This window comes from Microbacterium sp. EST19A (assembly GCF_019969685.1).
GTDB lineage: Bacteria > Actinomycetota > Actinomycetes > Actinomycetales > Microbacteriaceae > Microbacterium.
In genome coordinates, this window is record NZ_JAHXYZ010000001.1 from 1100135 (window position 1) to 1126933 (window position 26799).

A 26799-nucleotide genomic window follows, 5' to 3' on the forward strand; every position below is an offset into this window, starting at 1 on the left:
AGGGAGTTCCGATGAGCCGCAGTGCCACCGCCGCCACGCACACGATCCGGAAGATGCGGGACTTCCTCTTCGCGCACGCCACCGATTACGACGCCGCGCGCGCCGGCTTCGCGTGGCCCGAGCTCGAGGAGTTCAACTTCGCCCTCGAATGGTTCGACGTGCTCGCGGGCGAACGACCCGATCGTCCCGCCGTGCAGATCGTGTCCGCCGACCTGAGCGTTCAGGAGTGGACGTACGGCGAGCTCTCCGCCCGCTCCGACCAGGTCGCCGCATGGTTGACCGACATCGGCATCCGTCGCGGCGACCACGTCATCGTGATGCTCGGCAACACCATCGAACTGTGGGAGGTGATGCTCGCGATCACGAAGATCGGCGCGGTGTCCATCCCGACGTCGACGCTGCTCTCGGCATCCGATCTCGCCTATCGCACCGAGCACGGGCGCGCCCGCGCCGTCGTGACCCTCGGCGGACTCGCCGACCGTCTGAGCGGTGTCGACGCCGGCATCCTGCGGATCGGCGTCGGCGACGACGCGCCTTCGGGCTGGGCACGATTCGACGACTCCCGCACCGCGGCGACGACGTTCGACCCGGATGGACCCACCCGGGCGACCGACACCGCATTGCTGTACTTCACCTCCGGCACGACGAACCGCCCGAAGCTCGTGCAGCACACGCACGTCTCGTACCCGGTCGGGCACCTCTCGACCATGTGGTGGCTGGGCGTGCGCCCGGATGACGTGCACCTCAACATCTCGTCGCCGGGCTGGGCGAAGCACGCCTGGTCGAGCTTCTTCTCGCCGTTCCTCGCCGAGGCGACCGTGTTCGTCTACAACTACGACCGGTTCGACGCGAACACGCTCATGCAGGTCATGGACAGGCATCATGTCTCGACGTTCTGCGCACCTCCGACGGTGTGGCGGATGCTGATCCAAGCCCACCTCGCCCGGCTGACCCACCCGCCGCGCGAGCTGGTCGGCGCCGGCGAGCCGCTGAACCCCGAGGTGATCGACCGCGTGCGTGAGGCATGGGGCGGGACCATCCGCGACGGCTTCGGCCAGACCGAGATGACCGCCTGCATCGGCAACTCCCCCGGCCAGGCGGTGAAGGTCGGCTCGATGGGACGGCCCCTGCCCGGCTACCCGGTGGTGCTGCTCGACCCCGCCTCCGGCGCCGAGGTCGAGGACGAGGGCGAGATCGCGCTCGACCTGTCCCGGCCACCGCTCGGACTCATGGCGGGCTACTACGACGACCCGCAGAAGACCGCAGAATCACGGGAGGGCGGCTACCACCACACCGGCGACATCGCCGTGCGCGACGCCGACGGCTACCTGACGTACATCGGACGATCGGACGACGTCTTCAAGGCGTCCGACTACAAGATCTCGCCGTTCGAGCTCGAGTCGGTGCTGTTGGAGCACGACCTCGTGATCGAGGCCGCCGTGATCCCGAGCCCGGACCCGACGCGTCTCGCGGTGCCGAAGGCGTACGTGTGCCTCAGGCCGGATGCCACGGACGACGACGCCGACGCCGCGCGTGCGATCTTCTCGTACGCGCACGAACGGCTGTCGTCGCACCTCTGGGTGCGCATCATCGAGTTCGTCCCGGAGCTTCCGAAGACGATCTCCGGGAAGATCCGCCGTGTCGAGCTGCGCGCCCGGGAGGCCGCGCGCACGGAGTCCGGCGACGAGACCGGACAGCACCGCGACCGCGACTACCGCTGAGACGTCAGGAGACGACGGCGATCGCCCCGGTCGACGCGCTCTGCATCGCCGGCGCCGGCTTGACCACGGAGGGCACGGGCTCCCGCTCCCGCGCCTGTCGTCGCGCCTCTCGCCCGTCTGCCGTCGCGCCGACGATCAGCCGGACGACCCCGCCGATCACGAGCATCGCCACGAGCGCGGAGCAGGCGACGATCAACGGCATCCACTGATTCGCGAACGACGCCGTGAAGCTCGTCAGCGCGCCCACGATCCAGACGGCGACGGCTCCGCCGCTGAGCCCTTCGGCCCCGCGGACGATCGCCACCGCCGCCACGATCGCGCAGATCGCGGCGAGCACCGCACCCACGATTCCGATCGGCACCATCACCGAGGCCAGATCGCTGGCCACCCTCCATGTCGTCATGACGACCCCCCGTCAGCGGAATATCCGCTCCTTCGACACTATGAGAGTGTCAGGCGAATGCCATCCGTCTCAAGTGCGACGCGGCATCATCCTCAAGAACGATCTTTTTCCTGCGCGTTCCGTTCTTTCCGGACGCAGAATCGTCGTCGCCGGGTCAGCGGCGGGCGCGATCGGAGGGCCGCCTGCGCAGAGTGAGCTTCCGCAGACGGGACGTGCGGATGGTGGGAACCGGCTGCGTGATCACGGCGTCGACGACCATGGAGCCGTCGGTCGGACCGATGATCGCCATCGCCGACGTCTCGGTGGCCTCGGCGGGGTCGACCGGCATCCGCGCCAGCGCGCGATGTGCTGTGACGTAGGCCGGGACGAGCAGCACGATCGCGCCGACCCAGGCGAGGGGGTTGCTCAGGGCGACACCGGTGAAGCCGATCATGGCGCCGAGCACGATGGCAGCGCCGACGCGCATCACGAGTTCGATCACCCCCGTCACCGTCGGCACGAGCGTGTGGCCGAGCCCCTGGAGGGCACCGCGCAGCACGAAGAGCACGCCGAGAGCCCAGTATCCGCAGCCGTTGACGATCAGCATCTGGTGGGCGTAGTCCACGACGTCGTCGGATCCGGCGCCGATGAAGAGCCGCACCATCGGCGCGCCGAAGGCGATCATCAGACCGCCGAGGACGACACCCGAGACGATCGCCATCCACGTGGCCTCGACCACGCCGCGGCGGATGCGGTCGGGGCGACGACCGCCATGGTTCTGCGCCGCGTACATCGAGCTGGCGAGACCGAGAGACGAGAGCAGCGCCACCGCCAGTCCGTCGACCCGTGACGCGGTCGTGTACGCGGCGACCGCATCGGAGCCGATGGTGTTCAGCGCCACCTGGACGGTGAGCGTGCCGATCGCGATGATCGATGCCTGGAAGCCCATCGGGAGCCCGAGGCGCAGGTGCTCGGCGATGTCTCCGCGGGTGACCCGCCAGTCCATCCGGCGCAGGTGCAGCATCGGCAGGCGACGGCGGACGAACTCCAGGCACAGCGCGACCGACACGGCCTGCGCGACCACGGTCGCGAGCGCGGCACCCGCGACGCCCCACTCGAGCGGACCGACCATGAGCACGACGAGTCCGACGTTCAGCGCGCACGACACCGTCAGGAACACCAGCGGCGTGCGCGAGTCGCCGATCGCGCGGATGATCGCGGAGAGGTAGTTGAAGAACATCGTCGCGCCGGCACCGAGGAAGCTGATCTGGGTGAAGACCGTCGCCTCGGCCATCAGCTCGGGCGGGGTCTGCAGCAGCGCGAGGACGGGCGCGGCGATGAGCGGCGCCACGATCGTGAGCACGACGCTGGTGGTTCCGGTGAGCAGCACGCCGGTCGCGACCGAGCGCCGCACCGCCGCGTCGTCGCGCGCGCCGAAGGCCTGGGCGATCGGGATCGCGAATCCGCTGGTGAGGCCCCAGGCGAAGCCGAGCAGCAGGAACAGCAGGCTGCCGGTCGCACCGACGGCCGCGAGCGAGGTGACGCCGAGGTGCCGACCCACGACGATGGCGTCGGCGAACTGATAGAGCTGCTGGACGACGTTGCCGATCAGGAGCGGGATGGAGAAGGCGAGGATGACACGCCACGGGCGACCCGTGGTGAGGGGAGTGGCCATGAAGAAGCGGCTCGCAGAGCTGGGGGACGGACCGGGGGAGGCTCCAGTTTATCGAATCGATTCGGGGGTGCGGAAGACCCCGTCCCCCACTACGGTCGAGAAGATGCCGGGGGCATCGGCATCGAGGGACACCGGAGGAAGAAAGTGACGAAAGAGAACACGGAGAGGGCCGTCGGGGTGGGCGGACCCGCCGGCGACGACCAGCATCTGCGGCGAGCGCTGAGCAACCGGCACATCCAGCTGCTCGCGATCGGCGGAGCCATCGGCACGGGCCTGTTCATGGGCAGCGGCAAGACCATCTCGGTCGCCGGCCCCTCGGTGATCTTCGTCTACATGATCATCGGCTTCATGCTGTTCTTCGTCATGCGGGCGATGGGCGAGCTGCTGCTGTCGAACCTCAAGTACAAGTCGTTCAGCGACTTCGCGAGCGATCTCCTGGGCCCCTGGGCCGGCTTCTTCACCGGCTGGACCTACTGGTTCTGCTGGGTGGTCACCGGAGTGGCCGACGTCATCGCGATCGCCGGGTACACGGATGCCTTGATCCCCGGCATCCCGCTCTGGATTCCCGGACTGCTCGTGATCGTCATCCTGCTCGCCCTGAACCTGCCGACGGTCGCGGCGTTCGGCGAGATGGAGTTCTGGTTCGCGCTGATCAAGATCATCGCGATCGTCGCGCTCATCGTCACCGGTCTCGTGATGATCTTCACGGGCTTCCAGCACGATGCCGGAACGGCGAGCTTCGCGAACCTGTGGGATCACGGCGGCATGTTCCCGCACGGGTTCCTGGGCTTCGTCGCGGGCTTCCAGATCGCCGTGTTCGCGTTCGTCGGCATCGAGCTCGTCGGAACCGCGGCCGCCGAGACCAAGGACCCGAAGCGCAACCTGCCGAAGGCGATCAACGCGATCCCGATCCGCATCCTGCTCTTCTACGTCGGCGCGCTCGTCGTGCTGATGGCCGTGACGCCGTGGACCGAGTACGTCGCGGGTGAGAGCCCCTTCATCGCGATGTTCGCCCTGGCCGGGCTCGGCATCGCCGCGACCGTCGTGAACCTGGTCGTGCTGACCTCGGCGATGTCGAGCGCGAACTCGGGCATCTACTCGACCTCGCGCATGGTGTTCGGGCTCGCGCAGGACGGTGACGCCCCGCGGCTCTTCGGGCGGCTCTCGAAGCGTCGGGTGCCGCAGAACGCGCTGTTCCTCTCGTGCATCCTGCTGCTCTCCGGAGTGGTGCTGCTCTACGCGGGCGACGACATCGGCACGGCCTTCGACATGGTGACCACCGTCTCGGCCGTCTGCTTCATGTTCGTGTGGACGATCTTCCTCTGCAGCTACCTCGCCTACCGTCGTCGTCGGCCCGAGAAGGTCGCCGCGTCGACGTTCCGGATGCCGGGCGGCGTGGTCATGGTCTACGTCGTGCTCGCCTTCTTCGTGTTCATCCTCTGGGCGCTGACCACCCAGCCCGACACCCTGACCGCCCTGCTCGTCACGCCGATCTGGTTCGCGCTGCTGATCGTGGCCTGGCTGTTCGTGCGGAAGTCGCAGAACCACCTGACCCGCCACGAGGCGCACATCCGGTACCTGCGTGACGAGTCCGTGGAGGCGGATTAGGCCCGCGCCAGGACGGCCGCTTCCGGAGCGGCATCCTTCGCGGCGAAGAGGCGCTTGCGCAGCGCGAGGAACAGCAGCACCATCCCGGCGGTGAGCAGGATGTGCCCGGTTCCCGCGATGCCGGCGATCATCTTCGACGACTCCTGGCCGAGCACCGTCAGGATGCCGTGCCACACGAGCGTCGCCGAGGTCAGCACGAGGCCGGCGTTGTAGAGCCAGAAGAACCAGCCGAAGAGGCGGCTCTCCGACAGGGCGAACGCCTTCTCCAGGAGGAGGACGATGAGGAGCACGACGAAGCCCAGCACCAGCAGGTGCGTGTGCACCAGCCCGAGCTGCGTCGCCTCCCCCTCGGGGAAGTCGTTGATCTTGGTGAACTCTCGGTAGAAGAGTCCGGAGGCGACGCCCACGATCATGTAGGCGAACGCGGCGTGGAAGAGTCTGCGCATGGGTGTACCTTTCGGGTCGCTTCCAGCCTCGGCGCAGCGTCCCTCCCGGGGATCCATCGAACGGTTGAGATGCGGATGCCGCCGCGTCGCAGCCGAGTCGACGTCAGAGCAGGCCGGTGTCCCGGGCGATGGCGATCGCGCGGGCGCGGCTGTCGGCGCCGAGCTTCTCGAACACGTGCACGAGGTGCGTCTTCACGGTCGCCTCGGTGACGAACAGGGTCTTCGCGATCTCGCGGTTCGACGCCCCGGTGTCGAGCAGCGCGAGCACCTCCTGCTCCCGCTCCGTCAGACGCACGCGGGGAGCCCGCATCACCTGCCCGACCCGCTCGCTGAGCTCCGGCCCGAGCACCAGTCCGCCGGATGCCGCCTGCCGGATGGCCTTCACGATGTCGTCGGGCGCCACGTCCTTGAGGAGGTAGCCGGCCGCTCCCGCCTCGATCGCTCCGAGGATCTCGGCGTCGCGGTCGAAGGTCGTCAGGATGATCACGGCGGGAGGCGGATGCTGCGCACGCAGGGCCGCGGTCGTCTGCACGCCGTCCATGCCCTCGCCCAGCCGCAGGTCGCACAGCACGACGTCGGGGGTCAGGTGCCGGGCGAGCAGCACGGCCTCCTCGCCGGATGCCGCCTCCCCCACGACCTCGACGTCGTCGCGGCGGTCGAACAGCGAGCGCACCCCGGCGCGGACGATGGGGTGATCGTCGACGAGCAGCACGCGCACGGCGGTCATCCGTCATCTCCGGATCGCCGTGCCGGAGCGGCGCCGCCGAGAGGGACGTGCGCCGACAGCGCGGTGCCGTCGCCCAGGGCGCTCTCCACGTCGAGTCCCCCGCCGAGCTCGCGCAGCCGCGCACGCATCGACCGCAGCCCGTAGCCGCCGCCCTGGGCCACCGCTCCGCCCTGAGCGTCCCAGTGCGTGGCGTCGAAACCGACCCCGTCGTCGACGATGTCGAGCCGCACGGCGTCGCCGGCGTCGGCGAGGGTGACCACGACTCGAGTGGCGGCGGCGTGCGAGCGGACATTCGCGAGGGCCGACTGCGCGGTGCGCAGCAGGGCGACCTCGGCGTCGAGGCCGAGCGAGGGCAGGTCGTCGTCCGCGTGCAGCGTCGTCGTGATCCCGGTCTCCGCGGCCAGGCGTTCGAGCATGCGCGCGAGGGCGTCGCCGAGCGCACTCGACTCGAGTTCGGCGGGCATCAGGGCGTTCACGATGCGCCGCGCATCGGCGAGCCCCTCCGCGGCGAGCGCCCCGATCTGCGTGAGCGCACGAGTGCTCTGCGCCTGGTCGTCGGTCTCCAGAGCCGAGCGCGCCAGCATCCCGATCGAGGAGACGCTCTGGGCGACGGTGTCGTGGATGTCGCGCGAGACCCTGGTGCGCTCGGCGCTCGCGCCCGACTCGCGCTGCGTGCGGGCGAGCTCATCCTGCAGCGCGGCCATCTCCTCCTGCGTAGCGACCAGCGAGGCGATCAGCCGCCGACGCTCGCGCCCGTCGCGCACGAGTTCGAGGTAGCCGCGCGAGATGCCGAGTGCGAAGACCCCGCCGACCAGCGGGCCGATCACGTTGGCGTAGCTCGTCGTGCCGGTGCGGACCAGGGGCGCGGTGATGACGACCGCGAGCACGGCGGCGCTGAGCAGCAGGGCCCCGGGCAGGCGCACCACGAATCCGGCGAGCAGCCACAGCGGGAAGGCGAGCCACACGAACTCGGGCGAGACGGCGACCGCGCCGAGCCAGATGAGTGTCAGACCGAGCAGCCACCAGGTCGCCAGCCGCCGATCGGCGGTCCGTCTGCTGAGCAGCAGTCCGCCGCCGTACCAGCCGAGGAACACGAGCGACAGCGCGAGGACCCAGGGCAGCGGCACGCCGTCGGCCGCCGCACGCCATGCCCCGATCACGAGCAGCACGACCGTGATGACCGCCTGACCGATGCGGATCGACCCGACCAGGCTCGCCCACGTGCGTGCGGGCTGGCGGGGCGACGGCTCGGTGGACGGCATCCTCACATTCTTCCCCCGGCCCGCGCCCGGCGCCTCCATCGTTCGGTCGATCCGCCCGGGAGAGAGGGGTTCCGCCAGCCCCTCCCTCGCCACGAGCACCGCGCGTAACGTCGATCGCACGGTCGCACCGGCGGCCTCGCTCCCGAAGGAAGGAACTCCTCATGCACCTCCGCACTCTCGGACAGGGCCTCGAGGTCTCGGCGGTCGGACTCGGCTGCATGGGCATGTCGCAGAGCTACGGGCCGAACCCCGGCGACCGTGCCGAGATGATCGGCGTGCTGCGCTCCGCACCCGATCACGGCGTCACGTTCTTCGACACGGCCGAGGTCTACGGCCCCTACGTCAACGAGGAGCTGGTCGGCGAGGCGCTCGAGCCCATCCGCGACGACGTCGTGATCGCCACGAAGTTCGGCTGGCGCATCGAAGACGGTCGCAGCGTCGGCCTCGACAGCACGCCCGCGCAGATCCGCCGCGTCGCCGAGGAGTCGCTCCGTCGCCTGCGCACGGACGTGCTCGACCTCTTCTACCAGCACCGCGTCGACCCCGAGGTTCCGATCGAAGACGTCGCCGGCACGGTCTCCGACCTGATCGCCGAAGGCAAGGTGCGCCATTTCGGACTCTCCGAGGCCTCGGCATCCACCATCCGCCGGGCGCACGCCGTGCAGCCGGTCACCGCCCTCCAGAGCGAGTATTCGCTCTGGACGCGCGATCCCGAAGCCGACATCCTTCCGGTGCTGGGCGAACTCGGGATCGGCTTCGTGCCGTTCAGCCCGCTCGGAAAGGGATTCCTCACCGGCACGGTCGATCAGGACACGACCTTCGCGGACGGCGACATCCGCGGAACCATCCCGCGCTTCAGTGAGGAGAACCGCGCGGCCAACCAGGCGCTCGTGCGACAGGTCGCCGACCTCGCCGCGGCGAAGGACTCCACCCCGGGTCAGATCGCCCTGGCCTGGCTGCTCGCCCGCGCGCCGTGGATCGTGCCGATTCCCGGAACCCGTCGCACGTCGCGGATCGCGGAGAACGCGGGAGCGACGGCCGTGGCGCTGTCGGCCGACGAGGTCGCCGACCTCGACCGACTGGCTGACCGGGTCGGGGTCGCCGGCGACCGGTACAACCCGCAGCAGATGAGCTTCGTCGACCGCTGAGCGGGGTCGACGGGGCGGTTCGCGGGATTCCGGTCGCAGTTGCTGCCGCCGGCCGTCGTTCCGGTCGCAGTTCCTGCCGTCCGACCGTTCTCGAAGCGGCACGAAGTGCGACCGGAGCAGCGCCGCCGACGCAATAGCCTGGATGCTGCGGCGACGGAAGGAGCGCGATGTTCGACAGTCCGCTCTCGGCGTCGGCGTACGAAGTGCTCGGCGTCGCGTCGACCAGCGCCGACGACGACCTGCGGCGCGCGTATCGGCTGCGACTGCGGCAGACGCACCCCGACACCGGCGGCGACGCGGCCGTGTTCATCCGCGTGCAGCGTGCGTGGGAACTGGTCGGCACACCGGAGGGCCGGGCGGCGTACGACCGCAGCCACGGCATCGGCGTCGAGACCGAGTGGGGCGGATGGCGCGCCCCGACCACGCGCACCGACACGCGACCGCGACCGAAGTCGTACGGCGAGCCCGGTGCGTGGCGGCGGGCGCGGTACGTGACCCGCCTGCAGGAATGGGCCGGCGAGGACGTGCCCGATCCCTACGCCCCTGCTCTGGTGCGCGCGGCTCCGCGGGAGCTCAAGCGCCTGCTCGCCGACGCGCTGGCCGAGGAGGGCACGGCCCAGGCCGTCGCCGGTCTCGGCATGGGGTTCACCCTGTGGCACGGCGTCGCCGTCTCGGCATCCGATGCGGAGACGACGGATGCCGCGGATCGGCTCGACCACATCGTGCTCGGCCCGTCGGGCCTCTACGGCGTGATGTCGGCGGACTTCGGCGGCGTGGTCGGATTCCGCCGCGGAGAGATCACGGGTCCGAGCCTGGGGCACCGGGCGCCCGTGACGACGCTCCTCGCCCAGATCAACGTCATCGCCCGCACCGCGCGGGTGCGCTTCAGCGGCGCCATCATCGCCCTGCCCGACGACGACCTGTCTCAGGCGGTCACCCCGCTCGGCAGCATCCGCGGACTCCCGGTCGTCGTCGTCCGCCGCAGCGCCCTGCCTCTCCTGCTGCGGAAGGGGATGCCGGGGTCTCGGGTCATCGGCGGCAATGAGCTGTTCGACATCCGCACCCGGCTGATCCAGCGGACCCGCTTCGCCTGAGACCCTTCCCCGGGTCGGCGGTCCCGGGTAGCGTGCGGGCATGGCGCTCACGACCGCGGTGCTCGACTGGCTGCTCGATTCCGACCCCTCCTTGCGCTGGCAGGTCGAGCGCGATCTGACGGATGCTCCGCCCGAGGTCTGGGAGGCCACCAGGGCGCGCGTGACGACCGAGGGCTTCGGCGCGGCGCTGCTCGCTCGACAGGATGCCGACGGGCAGTGGGCGGGAGGCGCACACTTCCCCGCGGACTTCTTCGGCACCCCCGAGGCTGAGGCGCCCGGGCAGCCGTGGACCGCGACCAGCTGGTCGCTCAAAGACCTCCGCGAATGGGGCGTGGATGCCGCGGCCCTCGAGGGGACGGTCGAGAAGCTGGCGGCGAACTGCCACTGGGAGTATGACGACCTCCCCTTCTGGGGCGGCGAGGTCGACGTGTGCATCAACGCGTACACCCTCGCCGGCGGCGCCTGGCTCGGGGTCGACATGAGCGAGCTCGCGCGCTGGTTCGTGACGCACCGCCTCGCCGACGGCGGCTGGAACTGCGAGGCCGAGGAGGGCCGGTCGACGCGGTCGTCGTTCCATTCGACGCTCAACGCGCTGCGCGGACTGCTCGACTACGAGCAGCTGACCGATGACACGTCCGTGCAGGATGCCCGCCACGGCGGCGAGGAGTACCTCCTGCGGCGGCACCTGCTGTACCGGGAGTCGACCGGCGAGCGGGTGGGCGGATTCGTGTCGCACTTCACGTATCCGCACCGCTATCGATACAGCGCGCTGACCGCACTCGACCACTTCCGCGCGGCGTCGCTGCGCGACGGGACTCCTCCCGACCCGCGTCTCGCCGATGCGGTGGAGCTGGTCCGCGCCGCGCGGCAGCCCGACGGCACCTGGCTGCAGGGCGAGCTGCTGCCCGGGCGGGTCTGGTTCCCGGTCGACGCTCCGGAGGGCGAGCCTTCGCGGTGGCTCACGCTCTTCGGCACCCGCGTGCTCGACTGGTGGGACGCCGCGGCCTGACGCGTTCGTTGACATCCGCAATCAAACCGGTTTACACTCGATCAAACCGGTTCAACGCCCCGTGCGTGCGCTCCGGTGCGAACCCACGAGGAGGTGGCATGAGCCGCACGACGATCGCCGACGTGGCCCGCGAGGCCGGCGTGACCAAGGCCACCGTCTCCCACGCGCTCAGCGGCAATCGCCCGATCTCCGAGGAGACCAGGTCGAAGGTGCTGGCCGCGGCCGCGAAGCTCGACTGGGTGCCGAGCCAGAGCGCCAGGGCACTCGCCACCCGCCGCGCCAACGCGGTCGCCGTGGTGCTGGCCCGTGATCCCGAGGTCATCGCGAACGACTCGTTCTTCCCGGCCTTCATCGCCGGCGTCGAGTCGGTGCTCGCTGAGACCGAGACAGCCCTGCTGCTCCAGGTCGTCCCGGGCCGCGACGCCGAGGAACGCGCGTATCGCACGCTCAGTCACGGCCGCGCCGACGGCGCCCTCCTGCTCGACCTCCGCACCGACGACTGGCGCGTCCCGCTGCTCGACGAGCTCGGACTCCCCACGGTCCTGGTCGGCGCCTACGACCAGGCGACCGAGTTCTCCTGCGTCCGCACCGACGACGCCGCCCCGATGCGCGAGATCATCTCCCACCTCCGCGCCGCCGGGCACGAGCGCATCGCCCACGTCTCCGGCCCTCTCGACTACGTGCACTCCCGTGCCCGCGCCGACGCCTACATCGAAGCGACGGGCGACGACGAGCTGCTCCGCGAGGGCGACTTCACCGCCGCCAGCGGACGCGATCTCACCGAAGAGCTGCTCGCGCTGCCCGAACGCCCCACCGCCATCCTGTACTCGAACGACACGATGGCGATCGCCGGCCTCTCGTACGCCCGCTCGCAGGGACTCTCGATCCCGCAGGATCTCGCGATCTCCGGCTTCGACGACGACCATCTGTCGGCCCACCTCTCTCCGGCGCTGACGAGCGTCTCGTCGGACCCGGCGGCGCGCGGTCGCGCCGCAGCCCGCATCCTGCGGGAAGTCATCCTCGGTGGGCACCCGCGCACCGAGATCGTCGACTGCAACGTCGTGCACTTCCGCGAGAGCACTGCGTCGTCGGCATCCGCATCACCCGCATCAGACATACCCACTGTGTCGAGGAGGACACCATGAAGAAGATCCGTGCCATCGCACTCATCGGCGCTGTCGCACTCGTCGCCACCGGCTGCTCCGCCGGAGGTGGAGGGGGCGGCGGTGAAGGCGACGCCTCCGGCACCGGCCCGATCGACATCTGGCTCTCGAACAACGAGCAGGAGGTCGAATGGGGCAAGGCCGTCGTCGAGGCCTGGAACGCCGATCACCCCGACGAGAAGGTGACCGCGCAGGAGATCCCCGCCGGCTCTTCGTCGGAAGAGGCCATCACCGCCGCGATCACCGCCGGCACCGCCCCGTGCCTGGTCTACAACGTGGCGCCCGCCGCGGTCTCCGGCTGGGTCAAGCAGGGCGGTCTCGTCGACCTCAGCAAGATCGAGGGCGGCAGCGACTACATCACCGAGCGCGGCGGCGACGTCGAGTCGTACTCCAGCGACGGCAGCTACTACCAGCTGCCGTGGAAGTCGAACCCCGTCATGGTCATGTACAACAAGGCACTGTTCGAGGCCGCGGGCATCGACCCCGAGAACCCGCAGATGAACACGTACGACGCGTTCCTCGAGGGCTCGCAGAAGATCGTCGACTCGGGCGTGCAGAGCGCGATCTGGCCGGCCCCGACCAGCGAGTTCTACCAGCCGTGGTTCGACTACTACCCGCTGTACCTCGCCGAGACCGACGGCACCATGCTCGTCGAAGACGGCAAGGCCACGATCGATTCGGATGCCGGCCGCGAGGTCGCCGAGTTCTGGGCCACGATCTACAAGGACAAGCTGGCGCCGAACGAGGCCGCGACCGACGACGCCATGTCTTCGGGCACGACCGCGATGCAGCTCGCCGGCCCGTGGGCCATCCCGTCCTACGCCGAAACCGTCGACGTGGGCTTCATGCCCGTGCCGACGAGCGACGGCCGCGAGAACCCGGTCACCTTCGCCGACTCCAAGAGCGTGTCGATGTTCACGGCGTGCGAGAACCAGGGCACCGCGTGGGAGTTCCTGAAGTTCTCCACCACCGTCGAGAACGACGGGGCATTGCTCGAGGCGACCGGCCAGATGCCGATGCGCACCGACCTGACGGGCACCTTCGCGGACTACTTCGAGGCGAACCCGAACTACGTCTCGTTCGCCGAGCAGGCCGAGGCGACCGCCGATGTGCCCAGCATCCCGAACTCGGTCGAGGCCTGGCAGGCGTTCCGCGACGCGTACTCCCCCGCGGTGATCTTCGGCAAGGACTCGATCGACGACTTCCTGAAGAACGCCTCGTCCAAGATCGACGAACTCGTCGCCGAGTGATCTGATGACCGACAACCGGCGGTTGCGCACCCGATGGCTGGGTGCGCAACCGATCGGCGGCCTGTTCGCGCTGCCGTACTTCGTGTTCGTGATCGCGATCTTCGCGTATCCGCTCGCGTTCGCTGTCTACATCGCCTTCCACGACTACTTCTTCACCGCACCGGGAACGGAGCCCGACCGTCCGTTCGTGGGTTTCGAGAACTTCGTCACGGTGCTCACCGATCCGCGCGTGCTCGGCTCGTTCCGCAACACGCTCGTGTTCCTGGTGATCAACGTGCCGCTGACCGCGGTGCTGTCTCTCGTGCTCGCAGCGGCTCTGAACACCGGCATCCGATGGGTGGCCGCTTACCGGGTGGCCTTCTACGTGCCGTACCTGACGGCGAGCGTCTCGCTCGTCGGCGTGTGGATGCTGCTCTTCTCGGGCAATGGTCTGATCAACACGATCCTCGGCCCGCTCGCCCCCGATCCGTCCTGGCTCGTCAACAGCGGGCTCGCGATGCCGATGATCGCGCTGTACGTGACGTGGAAGCAGTTGGGCTTCTACATCCTGCTGTATCTCGCGGCGCTGCAGAACGTGCCGAAGGAACTCTACGAATCCGCGGAGACCGACGGAGCCGGCGCGTTCAAGCGTTTCCTGCACGTCACCGTCCCCGGCGTGCGCAGCGCCACCACGCTCGTGCTGATCCTCTCGATCATCACCGGCGCCAACCTCTTCACCGAGCCGTACCTGCTCACCAACGGCGGCGGTCCCGACGGAGCCTCCTCCACACCCGTGCTGCTCATCTACCAGCTGGGCATCCAGCAGCAGAACCCTGACACCGCGGCGGCCATCGGCATGATCCTCGTGATCCTCGTCGGGATGCTGTCGCTGGCGGCGAACCGCGCGACCAGGGAGCGATGATGAAACGCAGAAGCAAGGCCCCACGCATCCTGAGCATCGTCCTGCTCACGGTGGCGGCGATCGGATTCGCCTTCCCGTTCTACTTCATGATCGTCGGGGCGTTCCAGGAGAGTCCGACGAATGCGCCGAACGAGCTCTTCCCGACGAGCGGGTGGACCGTCGACAACTTCATCGCGATCGACTCGCGGATCGACCTGGCGGGCTCGCTGCTGAACTCGCTGATCTTCACGGCAGGCGTGCTGCTCGGCACCGTGGTCTTCGGACTGCTCGCCGGCTACGCGATCGCCCGTCTCGATTTCCGCGGACGCGGTGTCGTCTGGGTGCTCATGCTGCTCGTGCAGATGGTGCCGTTCCAGCTGCTGATGATCCCGCTCTACGTGCAGATCACCCGCAGCTACGGGCTCGGCGATTCGTACATGGGCATGATCCTGCCGTTCCTCATCAACACGACCGCGGTGTTCATCTTCGTGCAGTTCTTCAAGGCGCTGCCCGTGGAGATCTTCGAGGCGGCGCGCATCGACGGGGCCGGCGAGATCCGTCTGCTGACTTCGGTCGCGATCCCGCTCATCCGGCCCGTGCTGGTCACGGTCGTGCTCGTCACGTTCATCGGCCCCTGGAACGAGTTCCTCTGGCCGTTCCTCATCACGAAGGATGCGACGCTGCAGCCGCTCGCCGTCTCCCTCGCGAACTACATCTCGAACGTGGCGCAGTCCACCGCGAACCCGAACGGAGCGATCCTCGCCGGCGCGACCGCGCTGGCCTTCCCCGTCGTCATCCTGTTCATCGTCTTCCAACGGTTCTTCCGCGCCACCGACCTCGGCGCGGCCGTCAAGGGCTGACCAGAAGCCGTCAACCCAGAAAGGGCATCCATGTTCTCCGGAGCCTCCTTCCCCCTCGGTCCGTTCACCCCCTTCGAGGGCAACCCCATCCTGCGTCCCCGCGGCGACAGCTGGGAATCGGCGAACCTCTACAACCCGGCGGCGATCGTCGACGGCGACGAGGTCGTGCTGCTCTACCGGGCGCACGCCGACGACATCATCTCCCACATCGGCCTGGCCCGATCGAAGGACGGCGTGACGTTCACCCGAGAGGATGCGCCGATCCTCTCGCCCTCCGAGGACTACGAGACCTACGGCTGCGAAGACCCGCGCATCGCGCTGATCGACGGCACCTATTACCTCACCTACACGGGCTGGGACCGCCGCAGCGCGCAGCTGTGCCTCGCGACCTCGACCGACCTGCGCACCTGGACCAAGCACGGTCCGCTGTTCGACGACTTCGACACCTTCAAGACCATGGATCCCCGCGGGTTCAACTGGTCGAAGGCCGGGGTCATCGTGCCGCAGCAGATGCACGGAAAGTGGTGGATGTACTTCGGCGAGGGGGCGATCTACTGGGCCACCAGCGACGACCTGATCCACTGGACCCCCGGCACGGCCGACACCGAGCCGATGTACTCGCCGACTCCTGGCACCTGGGACGAGGCACTCGTCGAGATCGGCACGTCGCCCGTCGTCACCGACAACGGGCTGCTGCTCTTCCTCACGAACGGCGCCACCCGCGTCGTGCACGACGACGGCTCGGTCGACGTCGACTACCGCTGCGGGCAGATCGCGATCGACCCGGATGAGCCGACGAAAGTCATCGCGCGTCTGCAGGAGCCGTGGCTGCGGCCGCAGACCTTCGAGGACATGCACGGCCTGGTCTCGAACGTCACCTTCGTGGAAGGGCTCGTGAAGTTCCAGGACAAGTGGTTCGCGTACTACGGACAATCCGACACGACGCTCGCCGTCGCGATCCACGACCCGGCCGAGCCGTGGGGCCGCGCGCTGCGCGACTCCGAGACCGCCTGATCTCCGGGGCCCGACTGTGGGCCCCGGACTCCACCCCCAATCCCGACGAATCACGGAGACCAGGACGGATCGCGGAGGAATCCCCGTCGTTTTCTCCGCGATTCGTCATCCGCTCCGCGATTCGTCGCCCCTAGACCCCATCCGACCACCCCCCGATCCACTGACAGCACGAAGAAGTGACGACATGGACACCTCACGACGCTCATTCCTGACACTCGCGGCGACGGCATCCGCTCTCGCCCTCCTCCCGACGGATGCCGCCTTCGGCTCGGCGCACGCCGCGCCCGGCGTCGCGGGTGCGCTCCCGCTGGAGGCCGCACGCCGACCTCGGCTGACGAATCTCGCGCACCTGCGGTTCCTCCTCGCGGAGGTGCCGGTGACGCCGAGCGACGCCCACACGACCTACGGCATCGACGTGCGGCCGATCGTCCGCGCGCCCTGGACCTATGCCGACACCGACGGGGCCGGCGGCTATCGTCCGGTCGGCGGCGGCACGCGCGACGCGGTCACCGGGTACTGGACGCAGGGCGCGTACAACGCCGACGACATCGCGCGCGCGGCGATCGTGTTCCTGCGCGATTGGAAGGCGACCGGCGACGCGCAGACCGCCGACGAAGCGCGCGACGTGCTGCGATCGCTCGCGTTCCTGCAGACGACCACCGGGCCGAACGCCGGTCGCGTGGTGCTGTGGCAGCAGGAGGACGGCACACTGAACCCCAGCGCGATCCCCGTCGAGCTGCCCGATCCGTCAGACTCGGCCGAGTCGTACTGGCTCGCCCGTTCGGTGTGGGCGTTCGGTGAGGGCTATGCCGCCTTCCGCGATGTCGACGCCGACTTCGCGGCCTTCCTGCTCGCCCGCCTGCACCTGTGCCTCGACGCCCTCGGCCGCGAGTCGCTGTCACGTGCGGGGCAGTGGGTGAAGAGCGACGGCCGGAAGCTGCCGGCATGGCTGATCGCCGGAGGAGCGGATGCCACGGCCGAGGCCATGCTCGGCCTCGCAGCCGCGTCCGAAGCCGGCGACGGCCGCAGCCGCAAGGCGCTGCAGACCTACGGCGAAGGGGTGGTCGCGATGGCCGCGGACCCGTCGAAGGGCTGGCCGTTCGGCGCGGTCCTGCCGTGGACGGGCTCGCTCGGGTTCTGGCACGCGTGGGGCGCCGCCGCTCCGGAGGCGCTGGCGCGTGGTGGCGCCGTGTTGCGCCGACGCGACTGGACCGCCGCCGCCCTGGCGGATGCCGGACGCTTCACGCCGCAGGTGCTCGCCTCCGGTGGTCCGCACAACGCGTGGGCGCCCCTCCCCGCCGAGGCGCAGATCGCCTACGGTGCGCACGGTCGCGTCGCGGGCGCGGTCGCCGCGGGCGGCGAAGGCCACCGCGTGCTCGCCGGCCTCGCCGCCGGCTGGTTCTTCGGCGCGAACACCGCCGGCCTCCCGGTGTACGACCCGGCCACCGGCGTCACCTTCGACGGCGTGGAGACCGACGGACGCGTGAACCGGAATTCCGGCGCCGAGTCGACGATCCACGGACTGCTCACGATGCAGCTGCTCGACGCCGACCGGGGGATCGCCGAGCTGGCGACCTCGATCACCGGGCTGCGCTCGTTCTCGGGGCTGCGCGTGCTCGAGGCCGAGACCGCGCGACTCTCGCCCGGCGCGGTCGTCGAGACTCCCGACACCGGCGCCTGGATCGGCGAGGGCAACCTTTCCGGCGCCTCCTTCGTGCGCCTGGCCCGCGGGGAGTGGGCCGAATTCGACGTGACCGAGGCCGGCGGCATCCTGCACGGTCTCGTCTGGCGGCAGGCGGCGGAGGTCGGCGACGCGGTGTGGGAGGTGTTCAAGGGTCGACGCAAGCTCTGGAGCACGAAGACTCCGGCCGGCGGCACGGGCGACCGCGGCCTGACCGAGGCGGACGGGATGCTGGTGCCCCAGCTGCTCGGCGGCGATCTTCCGGATGCCGCGGTGACCGTGCGCTGCACGAGTCGCGGCGACGTGCGGCTCGATGCCCTGGTGATCCAGCCGAAGGTCGTGAACGCGGTCTACGCGACGACGTCGGGGTCGGCCGTGCTCTACGCCAACGGCGCCCGGCACGACGAGCGGGTCGCGGCGCTCGCGCCCGGTTCCGGTCGGTCGTACGACGCCGACGGCTCGTCGCGCGGCCAGGCCGTGCAGGGCGGGAAAGTGCGCGTGCGCGGCGAAGGGTTCACCATCACGCGGGCGTGACAGGCTCCGCTGATCGTGACAGCCTGACAGTGTGCCCACGATCGATCCGCTGCCCGACCGCCCCGCCCCCGACAACCCCACCGGGAAGCTCGTGCTCCTGCGCCACGGCGAGACGGAGTGGTCGAGAGCGGGGCTGCACACCGGATTGACGGATGTCCCGCTGACACCTCGCGGCGAGGATCTCGCCCGGGGTGCCGGCGAACTGGTCGCCGACTACGACTTCTCGCTCGTGCTGACCTCGCCGCTGCAGCGCGCCCGGCGCACCGCAGAGCTCGCGGGGCTCCACGCCGACGTGGATCCGCTTCTCGTCGAGTGGGATTACGGCGGATACGAAGGCCGCAGCACGAAGGACATCCGCGCGGAGCTCGGCTACGACTGGAGCGCCTTCACCCACGGCGTCATCCGGGGCAAGACCCCGGGAGAGACGGTGGAGGAAGTGGCCGCGCGGGCCTCACGAGTGCTGACGCGCGTGCTCCCCGCCCTGGTCGACGGAGATGTGGCGCTGGTCGCGCACGGCCATTTCCTGCGCATCCTGACGGCCGTGTTCCTGCGGCAGGCTCCGCGATTCGGCGCGCAGATCAGCTTGGACGCGGGATCGGTGTCGGTTCTCAGCTACTACCGCGAGCAGCCGGCCATCCTCTCGTGGAACTACGGCCGCGAGCTGCCTCTGGCCCCGTCGGAGTCCTGACCCCGGCACGCAGAAGACCCCCGCAGCTGTCGGCTGCGGGGGTCTTCGTCCGGCGGGTGAGTGGACTCAGGCGATGCGCGAGCGGTCGTAGGTCGCGGAGCCGAAGCCGAGGATGAGGTATCCGATGATCGAGAGCAGCCACAGCAGGAAGACGGAGAACACCGTGTCCTTGCCGAAGGCCTTGCCCACGCGCAGGGCGACGATGATGTGCATGATGATGTTGACGATGGGGATGAGGTAGAGCAGTCCCAGCCACATCGAGAAGCCGGCGATCTTGACGAGCACGAAGACGTTCACGATCGGGATGATCGCGAGCCATCCGGGCTCACCGGCCTTGGCGAAGACCTTCCAGAGGGCGATCGCGAGGATGATGTAGATGATGAAGCTGATGACGCCGGAGACGCCGTAAAGCGCGGTCAGGTCGGTCTGAGTGGTGATGGAGTCCATAGCTGATACATATACCTGAAAGTTTGCTGGGAGGCTAGCTCCGATATACCAGCATCCTTCTTTTGAATGATTCAAAAGACGTGTAGGGTCGAGGACATGGAGACAGCACTCGACTCGGCGCTTCGCGACGCCGGACTGAGGGCGACCGCGGGCCGCGTCGCCGTTCTCGAGGCGCTGGACTCCATGGCCCATTCGGATGCCGAGCGGCTCTACCGCGCGGTGTGCGACGTGCTCCCGACGACGTCGATCCAGTCGGTGCACAACATCCTCGCGGACCTGACGACGGCGGGACTCATCCGCCGGATCGAACCGGCAGGCTCCGCAGCCCTCTATGAGCGGCGCATCGGCGACAACCATCACCATGTCGTCTGCACCCGATGCGGTGCGGTCGGCGATGTGGACTGCGTCGTCGGCGAGGCGCCGTGCCTCACCCCGTCCTCGGCCGGGGGTTTCACCGTCCAGACAGCCGAAGTCACCTTCTGGGGCCTCTGCCCCAGCTGCCAGAACGCCGCGCAGTAGCGAGACGCGTCCGCCTGCCCACCCGGGCAGGGGTATTCGTCGCGCCTGCGCCGAGAAGGAGAAGAACCATGACGAAACCTGCCACCACCACCCAGACCGGCACGCCGGCCCCGAGCGACGCCCACTCGCTCACCGTCGGCGCCGACGGCCCCACCGTCCTGCACGACCGCTACCTCGTCGAGAAGCTCGCCTCGTTCAACCGGGAGCGCGTGCCGGAGCGCAACCCGCACGCCAAGGGCGGCGGCGCGTTCGGCGAGTTCGTGGTGACCGAAGACGTCTCGGCGTACACGCGGGCGGCCGCGTTCCAGCCCGGCGCCACGAGCGAGACGCTGATCCGCTTCTCGTCGGTCGCCGGCGAGCAGGGATCCCCCGACACCTGGCGCGATGTGCGCGGCTTCTCGCTGCGCTTCTACACGACCGAGGGCAACCTCGACATCGTCGGCAACAACACCCCCACCTTCTTCCTGCGCGACGCGATGAAGTTCCCCGACTTCATCCACTCGCAGAAGCGTCTCGGCGACTCGGGCCTGCGCGACGCCGACATGCAGTGGGACTTCTGGACCCTCTCCCCCGAGACCGCGCACCAGGTCACCTACCTGATGGGCGACCGCGGCCTGCCCCGCAGCTGGCGGCACATGAACGGCTACGGCTCGCACACCTATCAGTGGGTCAACGCCGCCGGTGAGCGCTTCTGGGTGCAGTACCACTTCCTCTCCCAGCAGGGCGTCGAGGCGATGGGTGCGGCCGAGGCCGAGCAGCTGGCCGGATCGGATGCCGACTTCTACCGCCGCGACCTCTTCGACGCGATCACGCGCGGCGAGCACCCCTCGTGGGACGTCTACGTGCAGGTCATGCCCTACGAGGAGGCGAAGGAGTACCGCTTCAACCCGTTCGACCTCACCAAGACGTGGTCGAAGAAGGACTACCCGCGCATCAAGGTCGGCACCTTCACGCTGAACCGCAACCCGCAGAACTTCTTCGCCGAGATCGAGCAGGCGGCGTTCTCGCCGGGCAACCAGGTTCCCGGCACCGGCATCTCGCCCGACAAGATGCTCATGGCCCGGGTGTTCGCGTACTCCGACGCCCAGCGGTACCGCATCGGCGCGAACTACAACCAGCTGCCGGTCAACCAGCCGCACGCGGCCGAGGTGCGCAACTACATGCACGAGGGCCAGATGCGGTACCAGTCCAACGACGCCGCGCACCGCACCTACACGCCGAACTCCTACGGCGCACCGGGTGGGCCCGAGGCCGACCCGCAGGCCGGCGTCGAGGCGAGCTGGGAGACCGACGGCGATCTCATGCGCGCCGCCGCGACCCTGCACATCGACGACGACGACTTCGGTCAGGCCGGCACCCTGTATCGCACGGTCTTCGACGACGAGCAGCGCGCCCGCTTCCTCGAGACCCTCACCGGTCAGGGTCGCGGGATCACGGTCGACGTCATCCGCGAGAACTTCTTCCAGTACTGGACGAACGTGGATGCCGCGCTCGGCGAGGCGCTGCGCCGTATCGTCTGAATCGACTGAGGATGCTGTGCGGCGGGGTTCGGCCCTGCCGCACAGCATCCGCTGTTCTCTCCGCACGACATGAAGGAGATCTCACGTTCTGCAGGACCGCATCCCACGGATGTCCCTTCATAACGTGAGATCTCCTTCGTCGTGCTCGGCCCGGGATGCTCAGCCGGCCAGCTCGTCCGGGTAGACGATGTCGATCTCGGCGATGGTCTTCGGGAAGTCTTTGCGGTTGTTCGTGAGGAAGCGATCGGCTCCGGCCGCGACGGCGGTCGCCAGGTGTGCGGCATCCGCGGCGCGAAGCCCGTAGGCGACCGCAAGCGCCAGAGCCAGCCGTCCCGTCGCCGCATCGAGCGGCCGGAGATCGAGCCGACTGAGCAGGCTGAGAAGCGCTGCCGCCTCTTCGGAGTCCGGATCGTCGCGCAGCGGCTTCGCGAGCACCTCTGTCAGTAGGAGCAGGGAGCCGACGGCATGCACAGCCGCGAGTTCTGTCGATCCCGCCTCGAGGAGAGCGGCGACACGCGCGCCGAGGGGATGCCCGTCGACCGCCGCGTAGATCAGCACATCGGCATCGAAGGCCGTGATCACCGCGCGGCTCGATCTGAGCGAACGGATTCGATGAGCTCATCCGCGCGCTCGATGGTCATCGCCGGCGGCTTCAGAGGTTCGTCGCGGGCTCGGGTGAGAAGGGTCTCGATCTGGTCGGCTGCTCTCCAGGCCGCCGTCGCCCTTCGTGCGGCCAGCACGTCTGGCCGGACGAGCACCGCGACCACCCGACCGTGCCGCGTTATCGAGACCTCTTCACCCGCCTCGACGCGGTCGAGCTGCGTCGGCAGGCTCTGGCGAGCGGCGCTTGCGGAGATGATCGACATAGATGGATTGTACGCTCTTGTACATCCTTGTACTTCGAGGACTTCAGACGGCATACCGGTATGCCGCCTCCGGTCGGAATCCCGCGCAGTACCGTGGCGGAATGCCTCTGTTCTCTCGCAGACGAAAGCGCTCCAGCCACGCGGTCACGATCCATTTCGCACAGCCGATGTCGCCGCGTGTGCGGCACGCGCAGGAGGTCGGAATCGTCGGGACCCTGCTGCCCCAGCTCGACGCGTCCGCGGTGATTCACGGCGGCGGTACCGCGCTTTCGGCCGAGGGCGAGCCCGTGGCAGCAGACATCGAGCTCACCGTGACGGCGGCCGACATCGAGCGCGTGACCATCGAGCTCCTCGGCGTGCTCGAGAGCAACGGCATCGCGCGCGGCTCGTGGGTCGCGGTCGACGGGCAGAAGCATCCGGTCGGCTCGACCGAGTTCGTACTGCTCCGCACGCACCTCCGCGACGCGGCATCCGAGGACCTGACCGGTGTGACCATCGCCCTACAGGCCGCCCTCGGATCCGGGGCGATCGGCTGGCACGACGAGACCTACGTCGGCGCGAATGGGCCGGTCTACGTGTTCAGCGGGTCGTCGGCCGAGAGCATCCTCGCGGCCCTACGACCGACGCTTCCGCTGCACTCGTCGCTCAGCGCGGCGGAACTCGCCTCCGTGACGGCGGGGGCCGCCGAATCCGGCTGAAGGCGGTGCAGGTCAACCGGTCACGGTCGCGAACAACAGCTCCCTCGCTTCACGCCCCGACCCTACCGGTGGGGCCAGAATGGATGCCGTGGCCGTCCCTCTCTCCGATCTGACCAGCATGCCCGAACCGCAGCAGGTGTACGCGGGCGACGGCACCCGCCTCGCGACGTACACCTGGGGCGACCTCGACGCTCCGGTCGTCGTCGTGGTGCACGGCTTCGCGTCGAACGCGCGCGACAACTGGGTGCTCACTGGCTGGGTGCGCGAGTTGACGCGCTCGGGGTACCGGGTGCTCGCCCTCGACCAGCGCGGCCACGGGCACAGTGCGAAGCCGCACGAGCCCGGCGACTACGGCATCCGCACCCTCGTGACCGACGTCGAGTCCGTCATGGACGCCTACCTCGTCGATGACGCGTTCTACGTCGGGTACTCCCTCGGCGCCCGTGTCGGCTGGGAGGTCGTGCGCGACCTGCCGCACCGCATCGGCCGCGCGGTGCTCGGAGGTGTGCCCGACGGCATCCCGCTGGCCCGCCTGAATCTCGACCAGGTGCGCGCCTACATCGCCGACGGGACCCCGGTCGCCGACCAGACCACGCAGAACTACATCGCGCTCACCGAACGGGTGCCGGGTAATGACCTGCAGGCGCTGGTGGCCCTCGCCGAAGGAATGCGGGCGTCGGGCACTATCGACCCCGACCCGGCGGATGCGCCGACCCGGCCGATCCTGTTCGCGACCGGGTCGAAGGACGCGATCATCGAGGGCTCTCGGGCCCTGGCATCCGCGGCCCACGACGGGCGCTTCTTCGAGATCCCGAACCGCAACCACTTCAACGCCCCCGGCTCGCGGGACTTCAAAGAGGCCGCGCTGGCTTTCCTCGCGGAGGGCTGAGCCGGCGCCGACTTCTTCTGGCCGCGCAGCTTCGGGCTGAGATCGCACTCATGGGCTGAGGATGCGCAGCATCCGCTCCTCCCCACGCGGAGATCTCCTCCCCACACGGTGCAGCGTTGCCGCCGACGAGGCCGGGACATGACGAAGGCCCTCCGTCTCAGGAGACGGAGGGCCTTCGGGCGCTTCAGACGGTCGCGCTCTCACGCTTCGGCAGCACCCATCCCGCACGCGGGAAGTGGCAGGTGTAGCCGTTCGGGTACTTGATCAGGTAGTCCTGGTGCTCTTCCTCGGCCTGCCAGAACGGACCCTCGGGCTCGATCGTGGTGACGGCCTTGCCCGGCCAGAGACCGGAGGCGTCGACATCCGCGATCGTGTCGCGCGCGACGGTCTCCTGCTCGGGGCTGAGCGGGAAGATCGCGGAGCGGTAGCTGGATCCGCGGTCGTTGCCCTGACGGTCCTTGGTCGACGGGTCGTGGATCTGGAAGAAGAACGCGAGGATGTCGCGGTACGTCGTCTTCGACGGGTCGAACACGATCTCCACAGCCTCGGCGTGGCCGGGGTGGTTGCGGTAGGTGGCGTGGTCGTTCGATCCACCGGTGTAGCCGACGCGCGTGTCGAGCACGCCGGGCTGGCGGCGGATCAGGTCTTCCATGCCCCAGAAACAACCGCCGGCGAGGACGGCGGTCTCGGTGCCGGGGGTGCGGGTAATGGTTCCGGTGTCAGTCATGACTGCTCCTCAGAAGTGTGGGTGGTGGTGGCGAAGAGGCGGCTGTAGCGACCGTACCCCTCTTCCTCGAGCCTGTCAGCGGGGATGAACCGCAGCGCGGCGGAGTTCATGCAGTACCGCAATCCTCCCGCGTCTCGCGGTCCGTCGTCGAAGACGTGCCCCAGGTGGCTGTCGGCGGCGGCCGAGCGCGCCTCGGTGCGCTTCATGAACAGTTTGCGGTCGGTGCGCGTGGTCACGGCATCCGCATCGATGGGCTTGGTGAAGCTCGGCCAGCCGGTTCCGCTGTCGAACTTGTCGGTCGACGAGAACAGCGGCTCGCCCGAGACCACATCGACGTAGATGCCGTCGTCGTGCGTGTTCCAGTAGGCGTTGCGGAACGGAGGCTCCGTCGCGTCCTGCTGGGTCACCTCGTACTGCAGGTGGGTGAGGGCGGTGACCGCCTCGGGGGTCTTGGCGTACTGGTTCGACATGCTGGACTCCTTGTCCGACGTCGCTGGCTGCGCCGTCACTAGAGGAGAACGGATGCCGGGCCCGTTTTGGTCCCGCGGGGCTGGGAGCGGGCTGTGAGTTTTGGGGACATCGCCGGGGCTACGGAGCGAGGCCGGCGGGCGCTGGCACGCCCGCCGGCCCTGCCATCGCTAGTCCTTCACGCCGGTGGCGTCCTCGAGCAATGGATTGAGGGTGCCGTCGTAGACGCCGCCCGGCTGCGGCTCGTCGTTGAAGAACGCGTCGAGAGCGTTGTAGACCGAATTCGGCTGCTCGTCCCACGGCCCGTGCGTCGCGTCTTCGACGTACACGATCTCCAGGTCCGAGTTGGCTGTCGTGTACTGCTGCTGATCCGTCCATGAGACGTAGTCGTACTCCGCCCGGATGAGCAGGGTGGGCGTCTGCTCAGACTCCAGGGCGTCGATCGTCTTCTCCCACGTTGCAGCGAAGTCGTCGGCGAGTGCGAGGTTCGCATAGATGTTCAGGGGCGCCAGAGCCGCCGCCATCGCCCGCTTCCCATCCTCCTGGCTCAGGAGGTTCTGTGCGGCGGCCGGACCGACGGTCTTGCCGATCAGGATGGCGGCGAGCGCGCGCAGCGGCACGGCATCGAACGTGTAGCTGTTGTCGTCGACGGCCTCCGTGTAGCCCGGAATCTTCTCCAGCGCCGCCCACTCGGCGTCTTCGTCAGCCGCATTCCGGGCAGACGGATCCGGTCCTCCGGGCGAGATCAACGCGACGTGCTCCACACGGTCGGCGTGGGCCGCGGTGTAGGCCTCGACGAGGTATCCGCCTGCCGAGTGCCCGATCAGGTCGACCTTCGGTGCGCCGATCTCATCCTGGATCGCCTGGAGATCAGCGACCGACCGCTCCACCGTGTACTCCTCTTCCGGCAATTCCGATGATAGTCCGGCACCCGCCTGGTCGTAGATGTACACGTCGTGGCCCGTCTTCGCCACGCGCTGGAAGTAGTCGATGCTGCCGCCTGACGCGTAGCCGCCGGGCCCGCCGTGCACGAAGATGACAGGCGTCGCTCCGCTGTCCGCACCCTCGGCGGGGAAATGCCAGTACGCGACACGAGACCCCGTGTTCAGATCCCAGTACGAGGGATCGGGTCGCCCTGCCTCGACGATCGGCTCGTCCGGCACCGGAGCGAGGATCGTCGTGCCGGCGACGACACCGACGACGGCGAGCAGCGCACCCGCCACGATGAAGGGCGACTTGCGCCTCCGCAACGGGAGACGCGCGCCCATGCGCGGCGACCGCCACATCACGTGGGCGATTCCGGTCAGCAGCCAGGCGACAGCGAACAGGGCGAGGGCGCCGAGGATGATCGCCGGCACCAGACCGAGGTTCAGACCGAGTACGAAGACGAGGATTCCGACGAGGACCGCCACCACCACCGCCACCACCACCGCCAGCACCGAGATGAGCACGGAGCCGGTGCGGCGCAGTACGAGGAGGGCAGGTCTGACCTGCGGTCGCGGATCATCGTTCATCGAGTTTCT

General features: G+C 69.0%; 27 protein-coding genes. 16 read left to right on the plus strand and 11 right to left on the minus strand.

Features of this window, described 5'->3' with window-relative positions; all coding sequences use genetic code 11:
• Positions 1–11 precede the first annotated feature (11 nt).
• Entirely contained in the window at positions 12–1721 is a 1710-nt protein-coding gene (locus LC452_RS05445; RefSeq protein WP_223623011.1) for an AMP-binding protein, read from the plus strand.
• A 4-nt stretch (positions 1722–1725) separates the two neighbouring features.
• Here the strand turns inward: LC452_RS05445 and LC452_RS05450 are convergent, their stop codons facing one another.
• Both LC452_RS05450 and LC452_RS05455 read right to left on the minus strand, forming a co-directional pair.
• Entirely contained in the window at positions 1726–2124 is a 399-nt protein-coding gene (locus LC452_RS05450) for a hypothetical protein (protein WP_223623012.1), read from the minus strand.
• 154 nt (positions 2125–2278) lie between these two features.
• The gene (locus LC452_RS05455) at positions 2279–3778 is read right to left on the minus strand and encodes an MATE family efflux transporter (protein WP_223623013.1); all 1500 of its coding nucleotides are present in this window, start codon (positions 3776–3778) and stop codon (positions 2279–2281) included.
• A gap of 144 nt (positions 3779–3922) precedes the next feature.
• Between LC452_RS05455 and cycA the strand changes: the two genes are divergently transcribed.
• Positions 3923–5386 carry a D-serine/D-alanine/glycine transporter gene (gene cycA / locus LC452_RS05460; protein WP_223623014.1) on the plus strand — a complete coding sequence of 488 codons (1464 nt, stop codon included), beginning with the start codon at positions 3923–3925 and terminating at the stop codon, positions 5384–5386.
• Here the strand turns inward: cycA and LC452_RS05465 are convergent.
• The 3 genes from LC452_RS05465 to LC452_RS05475 all read right to left on the minus strand — a co-directional run bounded on the left by LC452_RS05465 (position 5383) and on the right by LC452_RS05475 (position 7821).
• Positions 5383–5832, minus strand: coding sequence for a DUF2871 domain-containing protein (locus LC452_RS05465; protein WP_223623015.1), 450 nt, complete (start codon positions 5830–5832; stop codon positions 5383–5385). The genes cycA and LC452_RS05465 overlap by 4 nt on opposite strands.
• Positions 5833–5935: 103 nt before the next feature.
• Complete coding sequence (locus LC452_RS05470) at positions 5936–6559, minus strand: response regulator transcription factor (protein WP_223623016.1); 624 nt, start codon at positions 6557–6559, stop codon at positions 5936–5938.
• Entirely contained in the window at positions 6556–7821 is a 1266-nt protein-coding gene (locus LC452_RS05475) for a sensor histidine kinase (protein WP_223623017.1), read from the minus strand. The genes LC452_RS05470 and LC452_RS05475 overlap by 4 nt, the downstream gene beginning before the upstream one ends.
• A 161-nt stretch (positions 7822–7982) precedes the next feature.
• Here LC452_RS05475 and LC452_RS05480 point away from each other — a divergent pair, with 161 nt between their 5' ends.
• The 10 genes from LC452_RS05480 to LC452_RS05525 all read left to right on the plus strand — a co-directional run bounded on the left by LC452_RS05480 (position 7983) and on the right by LC452_RS05525 (position 19142).
• On the plus strand, positions 7983–8969 hold the full coding sequence (locus LC452_RS05480; RefSeq protein WP_223623018.1) for an aldo/keto reductase: 987 nt from the start codon (positions 7983–7985) through the stop codon (positions 8967–8969).
• Between the two features lie 167 nt (positions 8970–9136).
• Positions 9137–10063: a DnaJ domain-containing protein gene (locus LC452_RS05485; RefSeq protein WP_223623019.1), complete on the plus strand. Its 927-nt coding sequence runs from the start codon at positions 9137–9139 to the stop codon at positions 10061–10063.
• A gap of 40 nt (positions 10064–10103) precedes the next feature.
• Complete coding sequence (locus tag LC452_RS05490; RefSeq protein WP_223623020.1) at positions 10104–11072, plus strand: squalene cyclase; 969 nt, start codon at positions 10104–10106, stop codon at positions 11070–11072.
• Positions 11073–11170: 98 nt separating this feature from the next.
• On the plus strand, positions 11171–12217 hold the full coding sequence (locus LC452_RS05495; protein WP_223623021.1) for a LacI family DNA-binding transcriptional regulator: 1047 nt from the start codon (positions 11171–11173) through the stop codon (positions 12215–12217).
• Complete coding sequence (locus tag LC452_RS05500) at positions 12214–13485, plus strand: extracellular solute-binding protein (protein WP_223623022.1); 1272 nt, start codon at positions 12214–12216, stop codon at positions 13483–13485. Before LC452_RS05495 ends, LC452_RS05500 begins: the two co-directional genes overlap by 4 nt.
• Before the next feature lie 4 nt (positions 13486–13489).
• Positions 13490–14386: a carbohydrate ABC transporter permease gene (locus LC452_RS05505; protein WP_136055828.1), complete on the plus strand. Its 897-nt coding sequence runs from the start codon at positions 13490–13492 to the stop codon at positions 14384–14386.
• On the plus strand, positions 14383–15225 hold the full coding sequence (locus LC452_RS05510) for a carbohydrate ABC transporter permease (RefSeq protein ID WP_136055827.1): 843 nt from the start codon (positions 14383–14385) through the stop codon (positions 15223–15225). Before LC452_RS05505 ends, LC452_RS05510 begins: the two co-directional genes overlap by 4 nt.
• A 30-nt stretch (positions 15226–15255) precedes the next feature.
• Positions 15256–16239 carry a glycoside hydrolase family 130 protein gene (locus LC452_RS05515; RefSeq protein WP_223623023.1) on the plus strand — a complete coding sequence of 328 codons (984 nt, stop codon included), beginning with the start codon at positions 15256–15258 and terminating at the stop codon, positions 16237–16239.
• Positions 16240–16423: 184 nt separating this feature from the next.
• A complete protein-coding gene (locus LC452_RS05520) occupies positions 16424–18454 on the plus strand; it encodes a hypothetical protein (protein ID WP_223623024.1) in 2031 nt (676 codons plus the stop codon).
• A 31-nt stretch (positions 18455–18485) separates the two neighbouring features.
• Entirely contained in the window at positions 18486–19142 is a 657-nt protein-coding gene (locus LC452_RS05525; protein ID WP_223623025.1) for a histidine phosphatase family protein, read from the plus strand.
• Positions 19143–19208: 66 nt separating this feature from the next.
• Here LC452_RS05525 and LC452_RS05530 read toward each other — a convergent pair whose 3' ends face one another.
• Entirely contained in the window at positions 19209–19589 is a 381-nt protein-coding gene (locus LC452_RS05530; RefSeq protein ID WP_223623026.1) for a DUF5684 domain-containing protein, read from the minus strand.
• A 96-nt stretch (positions 19590–19685) separates the two neighbouring features.
• Here LC452_RS05530 and LC452_RS05535 point away from each other — a divergent pair, with 96 nt between their 5' ends.
• Both LC452_RS05535 and LC452_RS05540 read left to right on the plus strand, forming a co-directional pair.
• Positions 19686–20108, plus strand: coding sequence for a Fur family transcriptional regulator (locus LC452_RS05535; protein ID WP_223623027.1), 423 nt, complete (start codon positions 19686–19688; stop codon positions 20106–20108).
• A gap of 68 nt (positions 20109–20176) precedes the next feature.
• Positions 20177–21628 (plus strand): catalase, encoded by a 1452-nt coding sequence (locus LC452_RS05540; RefSeq protein ID WP_223623028.1) that lies wholly within the window; start codon positions 20177–20179, stop codon positions 21626–21628.
• Positions 21629–21787: 159 nt separating this feature from the next.
• On the opposite strand, the gene LC452_RS05545 is transcribed toward LC452_RS05540, so the two are convergent.
• Positions 21788–22210, minus strand: coding sequence for a PIN domain-containing protein (locus tag LC452_RS05545; RefSeq protein ID WP_223623029.1), 423 nt, complete (start codon positions 22208–22210; stop codon positions 21788–21790).
• Positions 22207–22494, minus strand: a complete 288-nt coding sequence (locus LC452_RS05550) for a type II toxin-antitoxin system Phd/YefM family antitoxin (RefSeq protein ID WP_223623030.1) — start codon at positions 22492–22494, stop codon at positions 22207–22209. The genes LC452_RS05545 and LC452_RS05550 overlap by 4 nt, the downstream gene beginning before the upstream one ends.
• A gap of 101 nt (positions 22495–22595) precedes the next feature.
• On the opposite strand from LC452_RS05550, the gene LC452_RS05555 reads away from it, so the two are divergent.
• Both LC452_RS05555 and LC452_RS05560 read left to right on the plus strand, forming a co-directional pair.
• A complete protein-coding gene (locus LC452_RS05555; protein ID WP_223623031.1) occupies positions 22596–23192 on the plus strand; it encodes a hypothetical protein in 597 nt (198 codons plus the stop codon).
• Between the two features lie 79 nt (positions 23193–23271).
• The gene (locus tag LC452_RS05560; RefSeq protein WP_263293783.1) at positions 23272–24081 is read left to right on the plus strand and encodes an alpha/beta hydrolase; all 810 of its coding nucleotides are present in this window, start codon (positions 23272–23274) and stop codon (positions 24079–24081) included.
• 184 nt (positions 24082–24265) lie between these two features.
• On the opposite strand, the gene msrA is transcribed toward LC452_RS05560, so the two are convergent.
• The 3 genes from msrA to LC452_RS05575 all read right to left on the minus strand — a co-directional run bounded on the left by msrA (position 24266) and on the right by LC452_RS05575 (position 26790).
• Positions 24266–24808, minus strand: coding sequence for a peptide-methionine (S)-S-oxide reductase MsrA (msrA, locus tag LC452_RS05565; RefSeq protein ID WP_223623033.1), 543 nt, complete (start codon positions 24806–24808; stop codon positions 24266–24268).
• On the minus strand, positions 24805–25278 hold the full coding sequence (gene msrB, locus LC452_RS05570; RefSeq protein WP_223623034.1) for a peptide-methionine (R)-S-oxide reductase MsrB: 474 nt from the start codon (positions 25276–25278) through the stop codon (positions 24805–24807). Before msrB ends, msrA begins: the two co-directional genes overlap by 4 nt.
• 168 nt (positions 25279–25446) lie before the next feature.
• Entirely contained in the window at positions 25447–26790 is a 1344-nt protein-coding gene (locus tag LC452_RS05575; RefSeq protein WP_223623036.1) for an alpha/beta fold hydrolase, read from the minus strand.
• Positions 26791–26799: the final 9 nt, after the last annotated feature.

What these genes read in the sequence shown, in the direction of transcription:
- LC452_RS05480 (WP_223623018.1), top strand. Translation starts at nt 7,983, where the DNA reads ATGCACCTCCGCACTCTCGGACAGGGCCTCGAGGTCTCGGCGGTCGGA.
- msrA (WP_223623033.1), bottom strand. Translation starts at nt 24,808, where the DNA reads ATGACTGACACCGGAACCATTACCCGCACCCCCGGCACCGAGACCGCC.
- LC452_RS05445 (WP_223623011.1), top strand. Translation starts at nt 12, where the DNA reads ATGAGCCGCAGTGCCACCGCCGCCACGCACACGATCCGGAAGATGCGG.
- LC452_RS05530 (WP_223623026.1), bottom strand. Translation starts at nt 19,589, where the DNA reads ATGGACTCCATCACCACTCAGACCGACCTGACCGCGCTTTACGGCGTC.
- LC452_RS05450 (WP_223623012.1), bottom strand. Translation starts at nt 2,124, where the DNA reads ATGACGACATGGAGGGTGGCCAGCGATCTGGCCTCGGTGATGGTGCCG.
- LC452_RS05555 (WP_223623031.1), top strand. Translation starts at nt 22,596, where the DNA reads ATGCCTCTGTTCTCTCGCAGACGAAAGCGCTCCAGCCACGCGGTCACG.
- LC452_RS05540 (WP_223623028.1), top strand. Translation starts at nt 20,177, where the DNA reads ATGACGAAACCTGCCACCACCACCCAGACCGGCACGCCGGCCCCGAGC.
- LC452_RS05495 (WP_223623021.1), top strand. Translation starts at nt 11,171, where the DNA reads ATGAGCCGCACGACGATCGCCGACGTGGCCCGCGAGGCCGGCGTGACC.
- msrB (WP_223623034.1), bottom strand. Translation starts at nt 25,278, where the DNA reads ATGTCGAACCAGTACGCCAAGACCCCCGAGGCGGTCACCGCCCTCACC.
- LC452_RS05485 (WP_223623019.1), top strand. Translation starts at nt 9,137, where the DNA reads ATGTTCGACAGTCCGCTCTCGGCGTCGGCGTACGAAGTGCTCGGCGTC.
- LC452_RS05520 (WP_223623024.1), top strand. Translation starts at nt 16,424, where the DNA reads ATGGACACCTCACGACGCTCATTCCTGACACTCGCGGCGACGGCATCC.
- LC452_RS05515 (WP_223623023.1), top strand. Translation starts at nt 15,256, where the DNA reads ATGTTCTCCGGAGCCTCCTTCCCCCTCGGTCCGTTCACCCCCTTCGAG.
- LC452_RS05550 (WP_223623030.1), bottom strand. Translation starts at nt 22,494, where the DNA reads ATGTCGATCATCTCCGCAAGCGCCGCTCGCCAGAGCCTGCCGACGCAG.
- LC452_RS05500 (WP_223623022.1), top strand. Translation starts at nt 12,214, where the DNA reads ATGAAGAAGATCCGTGCCATCGCACTCATCGGCGCTGTCGCACTCGTC.
- LC452_RS05465 (WP_223623015.1), bottom strand. Translation starts at nt 5,832, where the DNA reads ATGCGCAGACTCTTCCACGCCGCGTTCGCCTACATGATCGTGGGCGTC.
- LC452_RS05560 (WP_263293783.1), top strand. Translation starts at nt 23,272, where the DNA reads ATGGATGCCGTGGCCGTCCCTCTCTCCGATCTGACCAGCATGCCCGAA.
- LC452_RS05535 (WP_223623027.1), top strand. Translation starts at nt 19,686, where the DNA reads ATGGAGACAGCACTCGACTCGGCGCTTCGCGACGCCGGACTGAGGGCG.
- LC452_RS05490 (WP_223623020.1), top strand. Translation starts at nt 10,104, where the DNA reads ATGGCGCTCACGACCGCGGTGCTCGACTGGCTGCTCGATTCCGACCCC.
- LC452_RS05510 (WP_136055827.1), top strand. Translation starts at nt 14,383, where the DNA reads ATGATGAAACGCAGAAGCAAGGCCCCACGCATCCTGAGCATCGTCCTG.
- LC452_RS05505 (WP_136055828.1), top strand. Translation starts at nt 13,490, where the DNA reads ATGACCGACAACCGGCGGTTGCGCACCCGATGGCTGGGTGCGCAACCG.
- LC452_RS05475 (WP_223623017.1), bottom strand. Translation starts at nt 7,821, where the DNA reads ATGCCGTCCACCGAGCCGTCGCCCCGCCAGCCCGCACGCACGTGGGCG.
- LC452_RS05575 (WP_223623036.1), bottom strand. Translation starts at nt 26,790, where the DNA reads ATGAACGATGATCCGCGACCGCAGGTCAGACCTGCCCTCCTCGTACTG.
- LC452_RS05470 (WP_223623016.1), bottom strand. Translation starts at nt 6,559, where the DNA reads ATGACCGCCGTGCGCGTGCTGCTCGTCGACGATCACCCCATCGTCCGC.
- LC452_RS05455 (WP_223623013.1), bottom strand. Translation starts at nt 3,778, where the DNA reads ATGGCCACTCCCCTCACCACGGGTCGCCCGTGGCGTGTCATCCTCGCC.